This window comes from Streptomyces apocyni (assembly GCF_009739465.1).
Lineage (GTDB): Bacteria > Actinomycetota > Actinomycetes > Streptomycetales > Streptomycetaceae > Streptomyces > Streptomyces apocyni.
Genome location: NZ_WHOM01000033.1, coordinates 303,540 through 320,849, shown reverse-complemented (window position 1 = coordinate 320,849; position 17,310 = coordinate 303,540). Strand labels below are relative to the sequence as shown.

Here is a 17,310-nt window from a genome sequence, read left to right as displayed (position 1 = left end):
CAGAAGCCCCAGGAGGAGCGCGATGAAGGCCCACGACGGCATGTACATCGACGGCGCGTGGCAGCCCGCCGCGGGCAAGGACACGATTCCCGTCGTGAATCCGGCTGACGACCAAGTGATCGCCCACGTGCCCGCCGGTACGGCAGCGGACATCGACACGGCCGTGCGCGCCGCCCGCGCCGCCTTCGCCGGCTGGGCGAGCGCTCCGCCAGCGGAGCGCGCCGCGCGGATCGGCGCCCTGCGCGACGTCCTGGTGGCACGGAAGGACGAGATCGCCGAGACGGTCACCGCCGAGCTCGGATCGCCGCTGCCGTTCTCGCAAGTGGTGCACGCGGGTGTGCCGATCGCGGTCGCCGGTTCGTACGCCGAACTGGCCGCTCAGTACTCCTTCGAGGAGCGCCTCGGCAACTCCACCGTGCTGCTCGAACCCGTGGGTGTCGTCGGCGCGATCACCCCGTGGAACTACCCGCTGCACCAGATCGTTGCCAAGGTGGCACCCGCACTCGCCGCCGGGTGCACAGTCGTCCTCAAGCCCGCTGAGGACACTCCGCTCGTCGCCCAGCTCTTCGCCGAAGCCGTGCACGAAGCAGGGCTGCCCGCTGGAGTGTTCAACCTGGTCACCGGCCTCGGCCCGGTCGCGGGCCAGGCACTCGCCGAACACGACGGCGTCGACCTGATCTCCTTCACCGGCTCCACCGCGGTCGGCAGGCAGATCGGTGCCATCGCGGGCGCCGCCGTCAAGCCGGTCGCCCTGGAGCTCGGCGGAAAGTCGGCCAACGTCATCCTGCCGAGCGCGGACCTCGCCAAGGCGGTGAACGTCGGGGTGGCCAACGTGATGTCCAACTCCGGGCAGACCTGCAGCGCCTGGACGCGGATGCTGGTGCACGCCGACCAGTACGACGAGGCGGTCGAGCTCGCCGTCGCGGCCGCGCACAAGTACGGCGACCGCATCGGCCCGGTGGTCAACGCCAAGCAGCAGGCACGCGTGCATGGCTACATCGAGAAGGGTGTGGCCGAGGGCGCGCGGCTGGTCGCGGGCGGCCCCGAAGCCCCGCGTGAGCAGGGCTGTTTCGTCAGCCCCACGGTGTTCGCCGATGTCACCCCGGACATGACGATCGCCCAGGAGGAGATCTTCGGACCCGTACTGTCCCTGTTGAAGTACGAGGACGAGGACGATGCGCTGCGCATCGCCAACGGCACCGTGTACGGGCTTGCGGGCGCGGTGTGGGCGGGCGACGAGGCCGAGGCTGTCGCCTTCGCGCGCCGGATGGACACCGGGCAGGTCGATATCAACGGCGGCCGCTTCAACCCGCTCGCCCCCTTCGGCGGGTACAAGCAGTCCGGCGTCGGCCGCGAACTCGGCCCGCACGGACTGGGCGAGTACCTCCAGACCAAGTCCCTCCAGTTCTGAGCGCCAGCTGCCTCGCCCGTCGCACAGCCCGCACAGCCCGCACAGCCCGCCCGTCGCCCAGCCCTCCGAAGACCCGGGAGTACCCAACGTGGTCCGCGCCGCCATCCTGCCCGCCGTCGGCTCTCCCCTGGAGATCGCCGAGATCGCACTCCCGGAGACCGGCCCCGGCCAGGTGCGGGTCCGCCTGGCCGCAGCCGGGGTCTGTCACTCCGACCTGTCGCTGTCCAACGGCACCATGCGGGTGCCCACCCCCTGCGTACTCGGCCACGAGGGCGCGGGAACCGTCCTGGAGACCGGCGCGGAGGTCACCCATGTCGCCCCCGGCGATGAGGTCGTCCTCAACTGGGCACCCTCCTGCGGCAGCTGCCACCACTGCCGGATCGGCGAGGTGTGGCTGTGCGTGAACGCTCTGGTCGGATCCGCCTCGGTGTACGCGCGTACCGCCGACGGCACGGACCTGCATCCGGGCCTGAACGTCGCCGCCTTCGCCGAGGAGACCGTCGTCGCGGCCAACTGTGTACTGCCCGTCCCGGACGGCGTCCCGCTCACCGACGCCGCCCTGCTCGGCTGCGCCGTCCTGACCGGATACGGCGCCGTCCACCACGCGGCCCGGGTCCGTGCGGGCGAGTCGGTCGTGGTGTTCGGTGTCGGCGGCGTCGGCCTGGCCACCCTCCAGGCCGCGCGGATCGCGGGCGCCCGGACGATCATCGCGGTCGACGTAGCGCCCGAGAAGGAGCAGCTGGCGCGCGGGGCGGGAGCCACCGACTACCTCCTGGCCTCCGACACCACCGCCAAGGAGATCCGCAAGCTCACCAAAGGCCAGGGCGCGGACGTCGCCGTCGAGTGCGTGGGACGCGCCGTCACCATCCGTACCGCCTGGGAGTCCACCCGCCGCGGCGGCCGTACGACGGTCGTCGGCATCGGCGGCAAGGACCAGCACGTCACCTTCAACGCCTTGGAACTCTTCCACTGGGGCCGCACCCTGTCCGGCTGCGTCTACGGCAACTCCGACCCCGCCGTGGACCTGCCGGTGCTCGCGGAACACATCCGCGCCGGGCGCCTCGATCTCGGCGCGCTGGTGACCGACCGGATCGCCCTGGACGGCATCCCCACCGCGTTCGAGAACATGACCGCGGGCAAGGGCGGCCGGGCCCTGGTGGTCTTCTAAGCGGTCGTCTCTCGGGTCCGCTAAGCAGTCTCGGGGCCGCTCAGCCCCGCCGCCGCGACCGCGAAACCGCCACCCCCGCCAGGCAGATCGCTCCGCCGCCCAGCGTCAGCCACCCCGGCACCTCGCCCAGGGCCAGCCATGACATCAGGACCACCAGCGCGGGCACCGCGTACGTCGTCGCGCCCATCCGGCCCGCCGTCGTACGCGCCAGCGCGTACGCCCAGGTGGTGAACGCCAGCGCCGTCGGGAACACGCCCAGATACAGCATGTTGAGCGTCGCGGACAGCGGGGCGCTCGCGGCCTCGGTCACCAGGACACCCGCGAAGGGCAGACAGGCCACCGCGCCGATCAGACAGCCGAACATGGTCACCTGGAGCGGCGAAGCGTGCCGGAGCGCGGGCTTCTGGGCGACCACCCCGCCCGCGTACGACACCGCGGCCAGCAGACAGAGCAGGACGCCGACCACCGAGGCGTCACCCTCGCCCGACATCGACAGGCCGACCACCGCGGCCCCCGCGAACGACACCGCCATCCCGGCCAGCAGCCGCGGCGGCAGCCCCTCCTTCAGCAACCAGCCCGCCAGCAGCGCCATCACCAGCGGGCCGATATTGACGACCAGCGCGGCGGTGCCCGCGTCGACCTTCTGCTCACCCCAGTTGAGCACCACCATGTACACCCCGAACCACAGCAGCCCCGACACGGCGATGCCGGGCCAGGCGGCGCGCGGTGGGAGCCCCTCACGCCGCAGCAGCAGTACGCAGCCGAGGGCGAGCGCCCCGGCCAGCAGCCGGCCGAGCGCGAGAGCCCCCGGCGAGTACACCGCGCCCGCGCTGCGGATGGCGACGAAGGCGGAGGCCCACAGCACGACCGTGACCCCCGCCGCTCCCCACGCGAGCAGCTCCGCACGGCGGTCCGGCGACGGCCTGGATGTATGAGCCGTACGAGGGGAGCTCGCGGTGTGCTTGGTGTCAGACATGCGGGTCACCCTAGGCACGGAACAGTTCGGCCCCCACCGAACAGTTCGGCCCCACCGAACAGTCGGCCCCCACCGAACAGTCGGCGCCCACCGCGGAACCGGTGAAGGCCTCAGTCACCCAGTGCCCGGTACTGCTGCTCCAGCCCGTCCAACAGCGCCCGCAGCCCCGTCTCGAAGGCCCGCTCGTCGACGGCGTCCTGACGCTCCGCCAGCAGGTGCGCCTGCCCAAGGTGCGGATAGTCCGCGGGATCGTACGCGGCCGCGTCGTCCACAAAGCCGCCCGCGAACGACCCGAGCGCCGAGCCCATGACGAAGTACCGCATCAGCGCGCCAATCGACGTGGCCTGCGAAGGCGGCCAGCCCGCGGCCGTCATCGCCCCGTACACCGCGTCCGCGAGCCGCAGCCCGCTGGGGCGGCGGCCGGGTCCCTGGGCGAGCACCGGCACGATGTTGGGGTGCGTCCTGAGCGCCGCCCGGTAGGAGACGGCCCAATCGTGCAGCGCGGTCCGCCACGGCCGTCCGTCCTCGAACATCGACAGATCGACCTGGGCGCTGACCGAGTCCGCGACCGCCTCCAGGATCTCGTCCTTGGTGCGGAAGTGGTTGTACAGGGAAGGCCCGCTGACCCCGAGTTCGGCCGCGAGGCGCCGGGTCGACACGGCCGCCAGGCCCTCCGCGTCGACCAGCGCGCGCGCCGCGCCAACGATGCGTTCTCTGCTCAGGAGGGGCTTGCGCGGTCGGGCCATGCGGCTCATAGTAGGCCCTGACGCCACTAAACTAGCAGTGCTAATTAAAGTGCACAGGGCAGAAGAGCAGGAGTGCCGCAGATGAACCTGGAGCTGAACGAGGAGCAGACCGCGGTCCGGCAGCTCGCGAAGGACTTCGTCGCGCGCGAGATCGCCCCGCATGTCGTCGCGTGGGACCGCTCCGAGAGCGTGGACCGGTCCCTCGTGCGAAAGCTGGGCGAGGTCGGCTTCCTCGGGCTGACCCTCGACGCCGAGTACGGCGGCAGCGGCGGCGATCACCTCACGTACTGCCTGGTCACCGAGGAACTGGGCCGCGGCGACTCCTCCGTGCGCGGCATCGTCTCGGTCTCGCTCGGCCTGGTCGCCAAGACGATCGCGGCGTGGGGGGACGAGGAGCACAAGCGCCGCTGGCTGCCCGGCCTCACCTCGGGCGCGTCGATCGGCTGCTTCGCCCTCACCGAACCAGGCACCGGCTCCGACGCGGGCAGCCTCACCACCAAAGCCGTACGGCACGGCAACGGCGGCAGCGGTAGCAGTAGCGGTAGCGGCAGCTACATCGTCAACGGAACCAAGATGTTCATCACCAACGGCACCTGGGCCGACGTGGTGCTGCTCTTCGCCCGCACCAACGACAGGCCAGGACACCACGGCATCTCCGCCTTCCTGGTCCCGACCGACACACCCGGCCTGACCCGCCGCACCGTGCACGGCAAACTGGGCCTGCGCGGTCAGGCCACCGCGGAGCTGGTACTTCAGGACGTCCGGGTGTCCGCGAGCGCGATGCTGGGCCCCGAGGGCAAGGGCTTCTCGGTCGCCATGTCGGCGCTGGCCAAGGGGCGGATGTCGGTCGCCGCGGGCTGCGTGGGCATCGCCCAGGCGGCGCTGGACGCGGCGGTCTCGTACGCGACCGAGCGCGAGCAGTTCGGCAAGCCCATCGCCCGGCACCAGCTCGTCCAGGAGCTGATCAGCGATATCGCCGTCGACGTGGACGCCGCCCGGCTGCTCACCTGGCGGGTCGCCGACCTCATCGACCGCGGTCTGCCTTTCGCCACCGAGTCGTCCCAGGCCAAACTCTTCGCCTCGGAGGCCGCCGTACGCGCCGCCAACAACGCCCTCCAGGTCTTCGGCGGTTACGGATACATCGACGAGTACCCGGTCGGCAAACTCCTGCGCGACGCGCGCGTGATGACCCTCTACGAAGGCACCAGCCAGATCCACAAGCTGGTCATCGGCCGTGCCCTGACCGGAGTTTCAGCCTTTTGAGTACACGCATGAGTACCCGTACGGATAGTCGCGGTGTCCCCCGCCCCCGGATGCTGACGCCATGACAGACGCACCCAAGCAGCAGGACACCAACGCCTACTACGGGATGGCCGTCGCCTCCTTCATGATCTCGCTGGGAGCCGTGGCCGCCGCCGTCCTCTATATGAACGTGGACGTCTGGGTACGTGCCTTCCTGGGCATCGCCCTCCTGTACCTCGTCACGTCCTCCTTCACCCTCGCCAAGGTCATCCGGGACCGCCAGGAGGTCGGACAGCTCGTCAGCCGGGTGGATCAGGCCAGACTGGACAAGATCCTGGCCGAGCACGACCCCTTCAAGACACCGTGACCCCTCGCAGCCCACACGCGCAGCGGCACCCCTAAGCGCTTGCTCAGCATCAGGGGTATGGTGCTCTCCTGCCAGCGGCACGGTGGAACGGCGGAAGGGGCCAGTGAGCATGAGCACGGCGGAGCGCGCGGAGGGCGCGGCGTGGGACGAGGTCACGCCGGACGCGGCCAGGCGACTGCTCGTCGCGGCGGTCGAGGCCTTCGCCGAGCGCGGCTATCACGCGACCACGACCCGGGACATCGCGGGACGCGCGGGGATGAGTCCGGCGGCGCTCTATATCCACTACAAGACCAAGGAAGAGCTGCTCCACCGGATCAGCGCGATCGGCCACGGCAAGGCGCTCCGCATCCTTGAGTCGGCCGCCGACGGCCCCGGCACCGCGTCCGAGCGGCTCGCGGAGGCCGTACGCACCTTCGTCGTCTGGCACGCCGGACGCCATATGACGGCGCGCGTGGTGCAGTACGAGCTCGACGCGCTCGGTGCCGAGCACCGCGCCGAGATCATCCAGCTGCGCCGCAAGTGCGACGCGGCGGTACGGCGCATCCTGGGTGACGGCGTCCAGTCGGGCGAGTTCGACGTCCCGGACGTCTCCGGCACCACGCTGGCCGTACTGTCCCTCTGCATCGACGTGGCGCGCTGGTTCAACGTGGCGGGGCGGCGGACACCGGACGAGGTCGGCGAACTCTACGCCGACCTCGTACTCCGCATGGTCGCCCGGAATCAGCAGTAGCTCAGAAACGTCAGCGGTGTCAGAAGTGTCAGAAGTAGAAGCGGGACACCGACTCCGCGACACAGGCGGGCTTCTCGGCCCCCTCGCGCTCGACGGTGACCGCCGTGGTCAGCTGTACGCCGCCGTCCGCGGTCTCGACGACCTCCTTGAGGACGCCCGTCGCGCGCAGCCGTGATCCGACCGGCACGGGGGACGGGAAGCGCACCTTGTTGGTGCCGTAGTTGAGGCCCATCCGCACGCCGTCCACCCGCAGGATCTGCGGCACCAGCGTGGGCAGCAGCGAGAGCGTCAGATAGCCGTGCGCGATGGTGGTGCCGAAGGGTCCGTCGGCGGCCTTCTCCGGGTCTACGTGAATCCACTGGTGGTCGCCCGTGGCCTCGGCGAACAGATCGACCCGCTTCTGGTCGATCTCCAGCCAGTCACTGGCCCCAAGTCGCTCGCCCACGGCCACCTTGAGCTCGTCGGCCGACGTGAAGATCCTCGGCTCTGCCATGTCCCATGCCTCCAGGGTCTACGCATGCGTCTACGGTCTACGTCCAGATGTCTAAGCGCTTGCTCAGCATGCGGGGGCCTCGTGCCCCTGTCAACGCACACGTAGGCTCGACGGGGTGCCGCAGATTCCAGAGAAGATCCATGAACTCACCGTCGGCCAGCTGTCCGCGCGCAGCGGTGTCGCCGTCTCCGCCCTGCACTTCTACGAGTCCAAGGGGCTCATCAGCAGCCGTCGCACCACGGGCAACCAGCGCCGCTACGGCCGGGACGCGCTGCGCCGCGTCGCGTTCGTCCGCGCGGCGCAGCGCGTCGGCATCCCGCTGGCCACAATCCGCGACGCGCTCGCCGAACTTCCGGAAGAACGCACCCCGAACCGCGAGGACTGGGCACGCCTCTCCGAGGCCTGGCGCTCCGAACTGGACGAGCGCATCAACCAGCTCGGCCGCCTGCGGGACCATCTGACGGACTGCATAGGCTGCGGCTGCCTGTCGTTGGAGACGTGTGTGCTCTCCAATCCCGACGACGTCTTCGGCGAGAAGCTGACGGGTTCACGCCTCCTGGGAGAGCGCCGGACCTGACCGTACGGTCCAGACGGCCCAGACGGCCCGGCGAGGTCAAGGGCCAGAAGGCGGCTCGGCCGAAGCCGCGCGCACCAACTGGGCGTTGGACGTGGCGGGCCGTCCGTCCGGCAGCAGCAACGTGTCCTCCAGCCCGACCCGGACGCCCAGGCCAAGCCGCCGCGCCAGCCACACCACCGGCCAGGCGCCGCCCGCCACGCCATGCAGCAGCACCGGGCGACCATGAGCCGCGCCCAAGTCGGCCAGCAGCCGGTACGCCGACGTCTCGGCCGCATCCGGGTCGTGCTCCGTCACCTCGGCCCGAACCCGCAGCACCCGCGGCCCCCACGGGGAAGCCAGGAAGCGTCGGGCGGCGCCCGTCCCCGAGCTGATGCCCGCCTCGATCCCGACGCCGCGCTCGATCAGCGCCGTCGCGAGCTCCTCCGCGCCTGGCTCAGCCCAGTTCACGGAGACGTGGTCGGGCAGGACGGTCCAGGAGCGGACCCGTTCGACGCGCCGCCCCGGGTCCACCTCGGCCGCGGCGGCCACCCCGACCGGGACGGCGACCCGGGACCGTACGGCCTCGAGCGTCGCCGTCACCGCGCGCGGCGACAGAGTGTCGTGTCCACATGGGGACTTGGGGTGCAGCTGTACTTCGCGGGCCCCGGCGGCGACGGCTCGCTCCGCCGCCTCGGCCATGGCCTCCGGCGAGAGCGGCACCGCGGAGCCGTCGCCCGCGCCCCGGACGCCGTTGAGACAGACCTGCACCATGCGTTCGATGGTAGGCGGGAACGCCGCGTGGGCAGGAATGGTGAGGAGGAGTGGACGAGGGGGAGGCCGATGGGAGTCGTCGTCTGCTCGCTGTTGTGGGACGCCGCCCGGATCGGGCCGCAGCGGATCACGTACGACAGCGATGGCTACCACCTGGTGCGCTTCCCGTACGAGGAGTGCGCCGAGAGCTACGACCCGTGGCGTATGCACGACCCGGCGCACGGCGGCGACACACCCTCGGCGTACCCCGATCCGCGCTCCGGGCTGATCTGGCCCAGCCATCACGGCTGGGGCGTGCTGTCGGCGATGGTGTTCTGGTCGCCCGACGCGCGACCGCACGAATACCGGTGGCGGTTCGTCCGCGACCCACTCTCGCTGTGCACCGGCTACGACTCGACCGCGACCACCGACTCGACGGCCACCGGCGGCGGCCAGTACCGCACCTACGTCTGGCAGATCTTCGTGAAGCCTCAGACACCGCTCGGGCTGAAGATCTCCGCACGCGGCAGAGGCGACACGAAGATCGCGGTGCCGCTGACGCACGCGCAGTTCAAACTCGCGATCCACACGGACGTCCTGACACCTGAGTGAACGTACGTACAGACGAGGGTGCGCCCTCCGGCGCACCCCCCGCCCCCTCACACAGCCAGCAACGCCCTCCCCTGACGAGCCCGTGCCAGCGCCCCCGGCGCCAGAACGGGCTGTGGCACCACGATGCCGCAGCGCGTGCAGAGCGGACCCGACCACGGCTCGTGCGACAGATCCTGCTTCCAGACGATGTCCGCGGACGCGCACACCGGGCAGACCGTGCCCGGCTCCCGCTCCAGCGCTCCGATCAGCCTGCGCAGCACCTCATCCAGCGGTTCGGCGGGACGCGTCCCCGGGTCCTCGCACCAGGCGACGCCGTGACCGCCCCAGGCGCGCCGGTGCCAGGAGTCCACGTCGGACGGTCTGCGCAGCCCGTCGTGCTTCTCCTGCCTGCGCCGCTCGGCGAACTCCTCCTGGTACGCGAGCCACACCGCACGCGCGGCCTCCAGCTCGTCGAGCGCGGACACCAGCCGCGCCGGGTCGGGGGAGCGGTCCTCGGGGCCGAACCCGGCCCGGGCGCACAAGTGGGCCCAGGTCGCCCGGTGACCGTAGGGGGCGAACCGCTCCAGGCACTTGCGCAGCGAATACCGCCGCAGTGCCAGGTCGTTGCGGGGGTCCCGCACCTGTCTCGCGAGGCTTCTGAAACCGGCCATCGCATCGCACCTCCGTCGCTGGTACTTCGGCGTCGGCGAACAGACGTCGGCGTATAGACGTAACGACTCGCGAATCGGCTCCATCGGATTCCCGATGGCAGCCATCAGCTCAGCGCTTGGCGCCGGGTCACCCCTTCCCACCTGGCATACCGACTGGTTAGTCTGTTCTGGAGCTGAGTCGGACTGAGTCGAAGGGGACCGATGGTGGACACCGTGCGGGGCAAGGGCGTAGTCGTCACCGGAGCGGGCGGCGGGATCGGCGCGGCACTGGCCCGCCGGTTCGCCGCCGAGGGGGCCCGAGTCGTCGTCAACGACCTGGACGCCGCCAAGGCGCGGGCCGTCGCCGACGAGTGCGGCGGCACGGCGGTGCCCGGCGACGCCTCGGAGATCATCGACCAGGTCAGCGAGGCGCTCGGCGGCACGGTCGACGTCTACTGCGCCAACGCCGGACTGGCGTCGGGCGGCACCGAGGACGCCGACGAACAGATCTGGGCCGCGGCCTGGGACGTCAACGTCATGGCCCACGTCCGCGCCGCACGCGCGCTGCTGCCCGGCTGGCTGGAGCGCGGCGAAGGCCGCTTCGTCTCGACGGTCTCCGCGGCGGGCCTGCTCACCATGGTGGGCGCCGCGCCCTACAGCGTGTCCAAGCACGGCGCGTACGCCTTCGCCGAGTGGCTCTCGCTGACCTACCGCCACCGCGGGCTCAAAGTCCACGCCATCTGCCCACAGGGCGTACGGACCGACATGCTGACCGCCGCGGGCACCGCGGGAGAACTGGTCCTCGCGCCCACCGCGATCGAGCCGGAGGACGTCGCCGACGCGCTCTTCACCGGCATGGCCGATGACCGCTTCCTGATCCTGCCGCACCCCGAGGTCGCCGAGTACTACCAGGCGCGGGCGAGCGAGCCCGACCGCTGGCTGGGCAGCATGAACCAGATCCAGCAGAAGTGGGAAGCCGTGGGCTAGGCCTGACCGGCCCCGGCCGACCCGGTCAGGCCCCGTCCGACCGTGATCCGCTTTCCACACCGTGGGAGCGTGACGACTGGTTCCGGCCACCGTGGGAAGATCCTCCGGCGGGAACTGCGCTCCCGCACGCACGGCTCGGCAGGCGACGAGCGCGAACAGTGAACGAAAGGCAGGTGGCGGCAGTGCCAAGAACGACGGACCCGGGCGGCACGACGACCGTCCCCCAGCGACTCCTGGCCGCCGCCACCCGGCTCTTCGCCGACCAGGGCTACGACCGCACCTCCGTACAGGAGATCGTCGAGGCCGCGGGCGTCACCAAGGGCGCCCTCTATCACTACTTCGGCTCAAAGGAGGACCTGCTGCACGAGGTCTACGCGCGCGTGCTGCGCCTCCAGCAGGAGCGTCTCGACGCGTTCGCCGAGGCGGACGAGCCGGTGGAGAAGCGGCTGCGCGACGCGGCCGCCGATGTCGTGGTCACCACCATCGACAACCTCGACGACGCCGCGATCTTCTTCCGCTCCATGCACCACCTCAGCCCGGAGAAGAACAAGCAGGTCCGCGCCGAGCGGCGGCGCTACCATGAGCGATTCCGCGCCTTGATCGAGGAGGGCCAGGAGAGCGGAGTGCTCTCCCGCGCCACCCCGGCCGACCTCGTGGTCGACTACCACTTCGGGTCAGTCCACCACCTGTCGACCTGGTACCGCCCCGACGGCCCGCTCTCCCCGCAGCAGGTCGCCGACCACCTCGCCGACCTCCTGCTGCGGGCCCTGCGCCCCTGAGAGCGCGGAGTCACAGGTACTTCTTCAGCTCCCGGCGCGCCAACGACCGCTGGTGCACCTCGTCCGGCCCGTCCGCCAGCATCAGCGTCCGTGCCCCCGCCCAGAGTTCAGCCAGCGGGAAGTCCTGGCTCACGCCGCCCGCACCGTGCAGCTGCACCGCGCGGTCGATGATGTCCACGACCGTACGCGGGGTCGCGATCTTGATGGACTGGATCTCGGTGTGCGCGCCCTTGTTGCCGACCGTGTCCATCAGCCAGGCGGTCTTGAGCACCAGCAGCCGCAACTGCTCGACGGCGACCCGCGCGTCGGCGATCCACTGCTGTACGGCGCCCTGCTGGGCGAGTGGCTTGCCGAAGGCCGTACGGGACACCGCGCGACGGCACATCAGCTCGATCGCGCGCTCGGCCATGCCGATCAGCCGCATGCAGTGGTGGATACGCCCAGGTCCGAGCCGCGCCTGGGCGATGGCGAAGCCGCCGCCCTCCTCGCCGATCAGGTTCGTCACGGGGACCCGCACCTGGTCGAAGACCACCTCGGCGTGGCCGCCGTGCCAGTGGTCCTCGTAGCCGTACACCCGCATGGCGCGCCGGACTTCGAGCCCCGGGGTGTCGCGGGGGACCAGCACCATGGACTGCTGGCGCCGGACGTCAGGGTTGTCCGGGTCGGTCTTGCCCATCACGATGAAGATCTTGCAGTCGGGGTTCATCGCCCCGGAGATGTACCACTTGCGGCCGCTGATGACGTACTCCGCGCCGTCCGCGGACCGCTCGATCCGCGTCTCGATGTTCGTCGCGTCCGACGAGGCCACCTCGGGCTCGGTCATCGCGAACGCCGAGCGGATCTCCCCAGCGAGCAGCGGCTCCAGCCACTGCTTCCGCTGCTGCTCGCTGCCGAACTGCGCCAGCACCTCCATGTTTCCGGTGTCCGGGGCCGCGCAGTTCAGCGCCGTCGGCGCCAACTGCGGGCTGCGGCCGGTGATCTCGGCGAGCGGGGCGTACTGGAGGTTGGTGAGCCCGGCGCCATGCTCGGCATCGGGCAGGAAGAGGTTCCACAGGCCCTGCCTGCGCGCCTCGGCCTTGAGCTCCTCGACGATCCGCGGGGTGTCCCAGGGCGAGTCCAGCTCGGCCCGCTGCCGCTCCGCGACCTCCTGAGCCGGATAGACGTAGCCGTCCATGAAGGCCAGCAGCCGCGTGCGCAGCTCTTCGGTCCGTGCGTCGAATGCGAAGTCCATGAGAGGTCAGCCCTCCTGAAGGGTCGTCAGGCCGTGGTCGATGAAGACGGGGACCAGCTCGCCGATACGGTCGAAACCGGCGCCGACCGTCTGGCCGAGCGTGTAGCGGTAGTGGATGCCCTCGAGGATCACGGCCAGCTTGAACCAGGCGAACGCCGTGTACCACGAGACGGCCGAGACATCCCGCCCGGAGAGCGCCGCGTACCGCTCGATCAGCTCTCGCGGGTCCGGGTGGCCAGGGGCCGAACTGGTGGTGCTGATCGCCGAGTTCGGCAGCTCCAGAGGCTGGCTGTACATCACCAGCAGGCCGAGGTCGGTCAGCGGGTCGCCCAGGGTGGACATTTCCCAGTCCAGTACCGCCCTGATCCGGTCGTCCTCGCCGAGCAGGACGTTGTCCAGGCGGTAGTCACCGTGTACCACGGCGGGTGCGGGGGAGTGCGGCAGCTCGCGGCCGAGCGCGGCGTGCAGCTCGTCGATACCGGCCAGCTCCCGGCCCCGCGAGGCGTCCAGCTGCTTGCCCCAGCGCCGCAGCTGCCGGTCCAGGAAGCCGTCGGGCCGCCCGAAGTCCGCGAGGCCGACCTCGGCGGGGTCGACGGCGTGCAGCTCAACCAGCGTGTCCACCAGGGCCAGCACGGCGTTCCGGGTGCGCTCGGGGCCGATCGGCACGAGTTCGTCGGCGGTGCGGTACGGCGTGCCGTCCACGAACTCCATCACGTAGAACGGCGCCCCGAGCACCGTGTCGTCCTCGCACAGGAGCAGCGGCCGGGGCACGGGCACCGCCGTCGGGTGCAGTGCGTCGATCACCCGGTGCTCGCGCTTCATGTCGTGCGCGGTGGCCAGTACGTGCCCGAGCGGTGGCCTCCGTACCACCCAGCGGGAGGTGCCGTCGGACACGGCGTAGGTGAGGTTCGACCGCCCGCCCTCGATCCGCCGTCCGGTGAGCGGCCCGCGCACCAGACCGGGCCGCTGCTGGTCGAGGTAGCCGCGCAGCCGATCGAGGTCGAGGCCCGGTGGCTGGTCTGAGGTCATGCGTTCGCTCCTCCTGAGTGGACTCTGAGGAGCATCATGCCGACCAGTCGGTATGCCGTCCAGTGGCTACCCGAAAATGACCGGGACACGACGCTCCCCCGAACCCAGCAGGACCGGCGGTCAGATCCTGTCAGTCGGCGGGTTCGGGGGGAAGGACCGGGCGGCCGATGGCGGCCGTGGGTGTCCGGTCAGTGGTCGTCCCAGTGCCCGTCATGCGCCGCGTGCCGGTGCCCCTCGTGGAGGTAGTCGACGTGGTCGCCATGTGGCACCGCCGCGTGGCCGCAACCCTCGCGATGCTGGTGCTCGTGCCCCTCGTGCGGGACGTGTCCGTTCTGCTCGCACTCGTCCCAGTGGCCGGAGTGCTGGCGGTGCAGATGCCCGTCGTGCGCGTAGTCGACGTGGTCGCCGTGCGGCACCTCGGGGTGGCCGCAGGCGGGGCCGTGAACGTGCTCGTGGAGGGGGTGCTCCTGGTGGAGGGTGCTCATGGTGATCGCCTTCGGGAGTCCGAGAACGCTGACGTCTCCAGGCTAGCGTCTTATGGCCGTTTGGCCTGATTGGTCCCGCGATGCCGGATGGGAGTGGGCGGGGATGAGCTGGCCACCGTCATCGCATGATCAGCGGCATCGCGCAGGCCGCCAGCGTCACCGCGCAGCCGACGGTCGCCAGAGCCTCCCGCCACCGCAGTCCGCGTGGGCGCGCGACGCTCAGCGTCGTGATACGGAAGTGGGCCAGCGCCAGAAAACCCAGCCAGATCAGCAGGATGCCCGCCAGGGCGACCAGCCCGCCCGTCCCTCCGTTACGCATGGTCTGCCGGGCGGCCAGGGACGCGGCGACCGTGCAGGTGAGAGTGGTACGCCGCCATGCCAGCCGGGTGCGTTCCGGCTGGAGACCGGCATCGCGCTCGGCGTCAGGTTCGGATGCCCGCTGGGGCGCCGGGTCGCTCACCCGACCCAGCCGGCCAGCAGGGCCACCGTGATCAGTGCCGCCACCAGGCCGACCGCGATGCTCAGGAGGGCGGGAAAGCGGGAGGCGGGCAGATCCTCACCGCGCCGCATCGCCAGCTCACAGCGCACCCAGTGGTTGATGGCGCGCAGCGAGCACAGGGCACCGAAGGCGAGCAGCGAGATCGCGAACCCGACCCGCCAGCCCCACCGCAGGTCCGGCAGGAACTGGTCCACGGCGAAACCGCCCGCCACCAGCGCCATGGACGTACGGACCCACGCCAGGAAGGTGCGCTCGTTGGCGAGGGAGAAGCGGTAGTCAGGGGTCTCGCCCTCCTCACGGAGCCGCCGGGGCGAGAACCACAGCCGGAGCGATGCCACGAAGTCGATCACCCTACGACCCTACTCCTGGCCAGGGCCCGATCCGCTGGGCAGGGCCCTAGCCGGGCGGGGAGCCGTCAGCCGGGCGGGGAGCCGTCCGCCGTCCTACGGAACGCCTGGAGCCGCTCGTACGCCGCGAGCCCGTCCGGCACCCACTCCCAGTCGGCCAGCCGTCGCTCCAGCTCCCGCTCGTCGAGGAAGGCGTACCAGGCGACCTCCTCCACCTGCGGCCGCACGGGGAGGGTGCAGCGTACCTCGTACACGGACGACCACCAGGTGTGCTCCGCGGTCTCGTACAGGAACCTGAAGAGCGGCCGGGGGCGAGGCAGCCCCGAGACGCCGAGCTCCTCCTCGGCCTCCCGGAGCGCCGCCGTGTCATACGACTCGCCCGCGCCGACGACGCCGCCCACGAACATGTCGTACAGCGAGGGGAAGACCAGCTTGGTCGGGGTCCTGCGGTGCACGAACACCCGGTCATCGGCGTCTCGCGCGAGTACGAACACGGCCCGGTGCCGCAGCCGCTCGCGGTAGGCAACGCCGCGCGGGGCCTGCCCGACGACCCGGTCCTGTTCGTCCACGATGTCCAGCAGTTCGTCAGCGCTCATGCCCGCCATCCCATCCGCCATTCGATCCGCCATCCGAGCCATCGTTCGAGCCTTCGTTCGATCAGCCATCCAAGCCGTCATCCACGCGAGCGGGCGGATCGACGAGCTCGGCGACCCGGAAGCGCTCGGTGACGACCAGCGTCGTGTCGTCGACGCGGAACCCCGGGTCGCCCAGGACCTCCAGCGACTCCGGGCCGTGCCAGAACCGCTCGTGTGAGGCGCGCCAAGCGGCCACCGTCTGGTCACCCTCGCCCTCGTCCACCGCGTGCCGCAGGTCGACGTCCCCGAGCGGCAGCGTGCGCACCTCGGTGATCTCGACAATGGCCACGCCGCGCGCGTCGGAATCCAGCAGGACACTCCGCGTGCCGGGTACGGGCAGGGCCTCACCCTCGGCCTCGTAGTGGGCCAGCAGTCCGGTGGTCGTGGTCTTCGCCCCGGACAGGACGGCGGCGATCAACTTGTCGCGTAGCGGCCCGGGAAAGGCGAGTTCGAAGCGTGGTAGGGCGGCGAGGTCAGACATTCCGTCAGCGTACGTGCCGGGTCGCCGAATGGGCATCTGTGCAGGTGGGGGCCGAACTGGGGGACGCGAGAGCGAAGTTGGACACCAGTAGAGGTCCAGACCGGTCTTGACGCGGAGCGTTCCGACCGGTTTGCTGTGCGTGATCATCCGCTCGCATGCCGCATTGTGGAGGAAGCCCGCTGTCCCCGCCACCACCCCTCGGGCGTTCCCGCAGACGGGGCGCACAGGGCTTCGACCCCGCACTCGACGACGCCGAGCTGGTCGCCGCGCGCACCGCGCTGGACCGCGGCCGCTGGACGGCGGCCCGCTCGCTGCTCGCCGATACGGGTGACGACTGGGACCGCCGCGGACACCGCATGGTCGTCCTGGCCCAGCCGCGGTCCACCGGAGCCTGGGCCCAGGAGTGGCGGCTCGCGGAGCCGGAGAGCGCCGATGCCGCCGCGCTGGTGGCCTGCGCGGCGGTTTTCCGCGCGCTGCGCGGCAAGGAGCGAGCCGAACGTGCCCAGGAGGCGTGCCACACCGCCGCGGCCCTGGCCATGGCTGACCCCACGCCCTGGCTCGCCCTGCTCATCCTGGCCCGCACGCTGGGCACCGAGGAAGAGGTGGTCCGGCTCTTCGACGAGGTGCGCCACCGGCATCCAGAGCACCACCACGCCCATCACCTGATGGTCGCGCGGCTCGCCGAGCGCCGTACGGCAGCGGGGCAGGACCCCCTGCACGAGGTGTACGACTTCGCCGCCTGGGCGGTGGAACAGGCCCCGGCCGACTCGCCGTTGGCGGTGCTTCCGGTGGTGGCACACGCCGAGCGCTACCGGGTGCTCGCCTCGGTCGGCAGCGAACCCGCCGACCCCGAGACCTCCCAGCACTGGACGGGCCGCCGCGCCCGGCTGGTGATGAAGGCCGCCTTCGACTGGTGGCTTGAGTGGGGCGGCAGCAGCCACCCGAGGAACCGGATCGACCTCAACTTCCTCGCCCACGCCAAGTTCTGCGAGGGCCGGGCGGCGGAGGCGGCGGCGCTCTTCCACCGGATCGGGACACAGGGGACGAGGGAGCCCTGGGCCTACCCGGACCGCGACCCCGGGGCGGCCTTCCGCGCCGCGCGCAACGCCGCGCTCGGCGCGGCCTGATGCGCTCGACCCGCTCCGCCTGCTCGACCT

22 protein-coding genes are annotated in these 17,310 nt (G+C 71.1%); 10 read left to right on the top strand and 12 right to left on the bottom strand.

Going from position 1 to position 17,310, the window contains the following annotated elements; all coding sequences use genetic code 11:
• The first annotated feature begins 22 nt into the window (after nucleotides 1-22).
• Both GCN81_RS02090 and GCN81_RS02085 read left to right on the top strand, forming a co-directional pair.
• A complete protein-coding gene (locus GCN81_RS02090; RefSeq protein WP_156721663.1) occupies nucleotides 23-1,411 on the top strand; it encodes an aldehyde dehydrogenase family protein in 1,389 nt (462 codons plus the stop codon).
• A gap of 88 nt (nucleotides 1,412-1,499) precedes the next feature.
• Nucleotides 1,500-2,579, top strand: coding sequence for a zinc-binding dehydrogenase (locus GCN81_RS02085; RefSeq protein ID WP_156721662.1), 1,080 nt, complete (start codon nucleotides 1,500-1,502; stop codon nucleotides 2,577-2,579).
• Between the two features lie 40 nt (nucleotides 2,580-2,619).
• Here the strand turns inward: GCN81_RS02085 and GCN81_RS02080 are convergent, their stop codons facing one another.
• Nucleotides 2,620-3,555 carry a DMT family transporter gene (locus tag GCN81_RS02080; RefSeq protein WP_156721661.1) on the bottom strand — a complete coding sequence of 312 codons (936 nt, stop codon included), beginning with the start codon at nucleotides 3,553-3,555 and terminating at the stop codon, nucleotides 2,620-2,622.
• Nucleotides 3,556-3,665: 110 nt separating this feature from the next.
• On the bottom strand, nucleotides 3,666-4,301 hold the full coding sequence (locus GCN81_RS02075; RefSeq protein WP_156721660.1) for a TetR/AcrR family transcriptional regulator: 636 nt from the start codon (nucleotides 4,299-4,301) through the stop codon (nucleotides 3,666-3,668).
• Between the two features lie 81 nt (nucleotides 4,302-4,382).
• Between GCN81_RS02075 and GCN81_RS02070 the strand changes: the two genes are divergently transcribed.
• The 3 genes from GCN81_RS02070 (at nucleotide 4,383) to GCN81_RS02060 (ending at nucleotide 6,640) form a co-directional block, all read left to right on the top strand.
• Nucleotides 4,383-5,564, top strand: a complete 1,182-nt coding sequence (locus GCN81_RS02070; protein ID WP_156721659.1) for an acyl-CoA dehydrogenase family protein — start codon at nucleotides 4,383-4,385, stop codon at nucleotides 5,562-5,564.
• Between the two features lie 61 nt (nucleotides 5,565-5,625).
• Nucleotides 5,626-5,910, top strand: a complete 285-nt coding sequence (locus GCN81_RS02065) for a YiaA/YiaB family inner membrane protein (protein ID WP_156721658.1) — start codon at nucleotides 5,626-5,628, stop codon at nucleotides 5,908-5,910.
• Between the two features lie 109 nt (nucleotides 5,911-6,019).
• On the top strand, nucleotides 6,020-6,640 hold the full coding sequence (locus GCN81_RS02060) for a TetR/AcrR family transcriptional regulator (RefSeq protein WP_156721657.1): 621 nt from the start codon (nucleotides 6,020-6,022) through the stop codon (nucleotides 6,638-6,640).
• A gap of 28 nt (nucleotides 6,641-6,668) precedes the next feature.
• Here the strand turns inward: GCN81_RS02060 and GCN81_RS02055 are convergent, their stop codons facing one another.
• On the bottom strand, nucleotides 6,669-7,133 hold the full coding sequence (locus GCN81_RS02055; protein WP_156721656.1) for a MaoC family dehydratase: 465 nt from the start codon (nucleotides 7,131-7,133) through the stop codon (nucleotides 6,669-6,671).
• A 115-nt stretch (nucleotides 7,134-7,248) separates the two neighbouring features.
• Between GCN81_RS02055 and soxR the strand changes: the two genes are divergently transcribed.
• Nucleotides 7,249-7,710, top strand: coding sequence for a redox-sensitive transcriptional activator SoxR (gene soxR / locus GCN81_RS02050; protein WP_156721655.1), 462 nt, complete (start codon nucleotides 7,249-7,251; stop codon nucleotides 7,708-7,710).
• Between the two features lie 36 nt (nucleotides 7,711-7,746).
• Here soxR and GCN81_RS02045 read toward each other — a convergent pair whose 3' ends face one another.
• Nucleotides 7,747-8,460: a 3-keto-5-aminohexanoate cleavage protein gene (locus GCN81_RS02045; protein WP_156721654.1), complete on the bottom strand. Its 714-nt coding sequence runs from the start codon at nucleotides 8,458-8,460 to the stop codon at nucleotides 7,747-7,749.
• A 69-nt stretch (nucleotides 8,461-8,529) separates the two neighbouring features.
• On the opposite strand from GCN81_RS02045, the gene GCN81_RS02040 reads away from it, so the two are divergent.
• Nucleotides 8,530-9,051 carry a hypothetical protein gene (locus tag GCN81_RS02040; RefSeq protein WP_156721653.1) on the top strand — a complete coding sequence of 174 codons (522 nt, stop codon included), beginning with the start codon at nucleotides 8,530-8,532 and terminating at the stop codon, nucleotides 9,049-9,051.
• A 47-nt stretch (nucleotides 9,052-9,098) separates the two neighbouring features.
• Here the strand turns inward: GCN81_RS02040 and GCN81_RS02035 are convergent, their stop codons facing one another.
• Complete coding sequence (locus GCN81_RS02035; protein ID WP_156721652.1) at nucleotides 9,099-9,701, bottom strand: hypothetical protein; 603 nt, start codon at nucleotides 9,699-9,701, stop codon at nucleotides 9,099-9,101.
• 201 nt (nucleotides 9,702-9,902) lie between these two features.
• Between GCN81_RS02035 and GCN81_RS02030 the strand changes: the two genes are divergently transcribed.
• Together GCN81_RS02030 and GCN81_RS02025 are read left to right on the top strand one after the other, a co-directional pair.
• Nucleotides 9,903-10,667 carry an SDR family oxidoreductase gene (locus GCN81_RS02030; RefSeq protein ID WP_156721651.1) on the top strand — a complete coding sequence of 255 codons (765 nt, stop codon included), beginning with the start codon at nucleotides 9,903-9,905 and terminating at the stop codon, nucleotides 10,665-10,667.
• 182 nt (nucleotides 10,668-10,849) lie between these two features.
• Nucleotides 10,850-11,446 (top strand): TetR/AcrR family transcriptional regulator, encoded by a 597-nt coding sequence (locus GCN81_RS02025; protein ID WP_156721650.1) that lies wholly within the window; start codon nucleotides 10,850-10,852, stop codon nucleotides 11,444-11,446.
• Nucleotides 11,447-11,456: 10 nt separating this feature from the next.
• Here the strand turns inward: GCN81_RS02025 and GCN81_RS02020 are convergent, their stop codons facing one another.
• The 7 genes from GCN81_RS02020 to GCN81_RS01990 all read right to left on the bottom strand — a co-directional run bounded on the left by GCN81_RS02020 (nucleotide 11,457) and on the right by GCN81_RS01990 (nucleotide 16,153).
• Nucleotides 11,457-12,677: an acyl-CoA dehydrogenase family protein gene (locus GCN81_RS02020; RefSeq protein ID WP_156721649.1), complete on the bottom strand. Its 1,221-nt coding sequence runs from the start codon at nucleotides 12,675-12,677 to the stop codon at nucleotides 11,457-11,459.
• 6 nt (nucleotides 12,678-12,683) lie between these two features.
• Nucleotides 12,684-13,706, bottom strand: coding sequence for a phosphotransferase family protein (locus GCN81_RS02015; RefSeq protein WP_156721648.1), 1,023 nt, complete (start codon nucleotides 13,704-13,706; stop codon nucleotides 12,684-12,686).
• 188 nt (nucleotides 13,707-13,894) lie between these two features.
• Entirely contained in the window at nucleotides 13,895-14,191 is a 297-nt protein-coding gene (locus GCN81_RS02010; protein WP_156721647.1) for a hypothetical protein, read from the bottom strand.
• Nucleotides 14,192-14,309: 118 nt separating this feature from the next.
• Nucleotides 14,310-14,651: a DUF202 domain-containing protein gene (locus GCN81_RS02005; protein ID WP_156721646.1), complete on the bottom strand. Its 342-nt coding sequence runs from the start codon at nucleotides 14,649-14,651 to the stop codon at nucleotides 14,310-14,312.
• Entirely contained in the window at nucleotides 14,648-15,040 is a 393-nt protein-coding gene (locus tag GCN81_RS02000) for a YidH family protein (protein ID WP_156721645.1), read from the bottom strand. The genes GCN81_RS02005 and GCN81_RS02000 overlap by 4 nt, the downstream gene beginning before the upstream one ends.
• A gap of 65 nt (nucleotides 15,041-15,105) precedes the next feature.
• Nucleotides 15,106-15,642 carry an NUDIX hydrolase gene (locus tag GCN81_RS01995; protein WP_231626316.1) on the bottom strand — a complete coding sequence of 179 codons (537 nt, stop codon included), beginning with the start codon at nucleotides 15,640-15,642 and terminating at the stop codon, nucleotides 15,106-15,108.
• 52 nt (nucleotides 15,643-15,694) lie between these two features.
• Nucleotides 15,695-16,153: an ASCH domain-containing protein gene (locus GCN81_RS01990; RefSeq protein ID WP_156721644.1), complete on the bottom strand. Its 459-nt coding sequence runs from the start codon at nucleotides 16,151-16,153 to the stop codon at nucleotides 15,695-15,697.
• A 155-nt stretch (nucleotides 16,154-16,308) separates the two neighbouring features.
• On the opposite strand from GCN81_RS01990, the gene GCN81_RS01985 reads away from it, so the two are divergent.
• Entirely contained in the window at nucleotides 16,309-17,280 is a 972-nt protein-coding gene (locus GCN81_RS01985; protein WP_156721643.1) for a hypothetical protein, read from the top strand.
• Nucleotides 17,281-17,310 lie beyond the last annotated feature (30 nt).

Coding starts and splice junctions, on each gene's coding strand:
- GCN81_RS02030 (WP_156721651.1), top strand. CDS start 9,903: ATGGTGGACACCGTGCGGGGCAAGGGCGTAGTCGTCACCGGAGCGGGC.
- GCN81_RS02015 (WP_156721648.1), bottom strand. CDS start 13,706: ATGACCTCAGACCAGCCACCGGGCCTCGACCTCGATCGGCTGCGCGGC.
- GCN81_RS02060 (WP_156721657.1), top strand. CDS start 6,020: ATGAGCACGGCGGAGCGCGCGGAGGGCGCGGCGTGGGACGAGGTCACG.
- GCN81_RS02055 (WP_156721656.1), bottom strand. CDS start 7,133: ATGGCAGAGCCGAGGATCTTCACGTCGGCCGACGAGCTCAAGGTGGCC.
- GCN81_RS02070 (WP_156721659.1), top strand. CDS start 4,383: ATGAACCTGGAGCTGAACGAGGAGCAGACCGCGGTCCGGCAGCTCGCG.
- GCN81_RS02010 (WP_156721647.1), bottom strand. CDS start 14,191: ATGAGCACCCTCCACCAGGAGCACCCCCTCCACGAGCACGTTCACGGC.
- GCN81_RS02040 (WP_156721653.1), top strand. CDS start 8,530: ATGGGAGTCGTCGTCTGCTCGCTGTTGTGGGACGCCGCCCGGATCGGG.
- GCN81_RS02045 (WP_156721654.1), bottom strand. CDS start 8,460: ATGGTGCAGGTCTGTCTCAACGGCGTCCGGGGCGCGGGCGACGGCTCC.
- GCN81_RS01985 (WP_156721643.1), top strand. CDS start 16,309: ATGCCGCATTGTGGAGGAAGCCCGCTGTCCCCGCCACCACCCCTCGGG.
- GCN81_RS01990 (WP_156721644.1), bottom strand. CDS start 16,153: ATGTCTGACCTCGCCGCCCTACCACGCTTCGAACTCGCCTTTCCCGGG.
- GCN81_RS01995 (WP_231626316.1), bottom strand. CDS start 15,642: ATGGCGGGCATGAGCGCTGACGAACTGCTGGACATCGTGGACGAACAG.
- GCN81_RS02065 (WP_156721658.1), top strand. CDS start 5,626: ATGACAGACGCACCCAAGCAGCAGGACACCAACGCCTACTACGGGATG.
- GCN81_RS02090 (WP_156721663.1), top strand. CDS start 23: ATGAAGGCCCACGACGGCATGTACATCGACGGCGCGTGGCAGCCCGCC.
- GCN81_RS02075 (WP_156721660.1), bottom strand. CDS start 4,301: ATGGCCCGACCGCGCAAGCCCCTCCTGAGCAGAGAACGCATCGTTGGC.
- GCN81_RS02020 (WP_156721649.1), bottom strand. CDS start 12,677: ATGGACTTCGCATTCGACGCACGGACCGAAGAGCTGCGCACGCGGCTG.
- GCN81_RS02035 (WP_156721652.1), bottom strand. CDS start 9,701: ATGGCCGGTTTCAGAAGCCTCGCGAGACAGGTGCGGGACCCCCGCAAC.
- GCN81_RS02080 (WP_156721661.1), bottom strand. CDS start 3,555: ATGTCTGACACCAAGCACACCGCGAGCTCCCCTCGTACGGCTCATACA.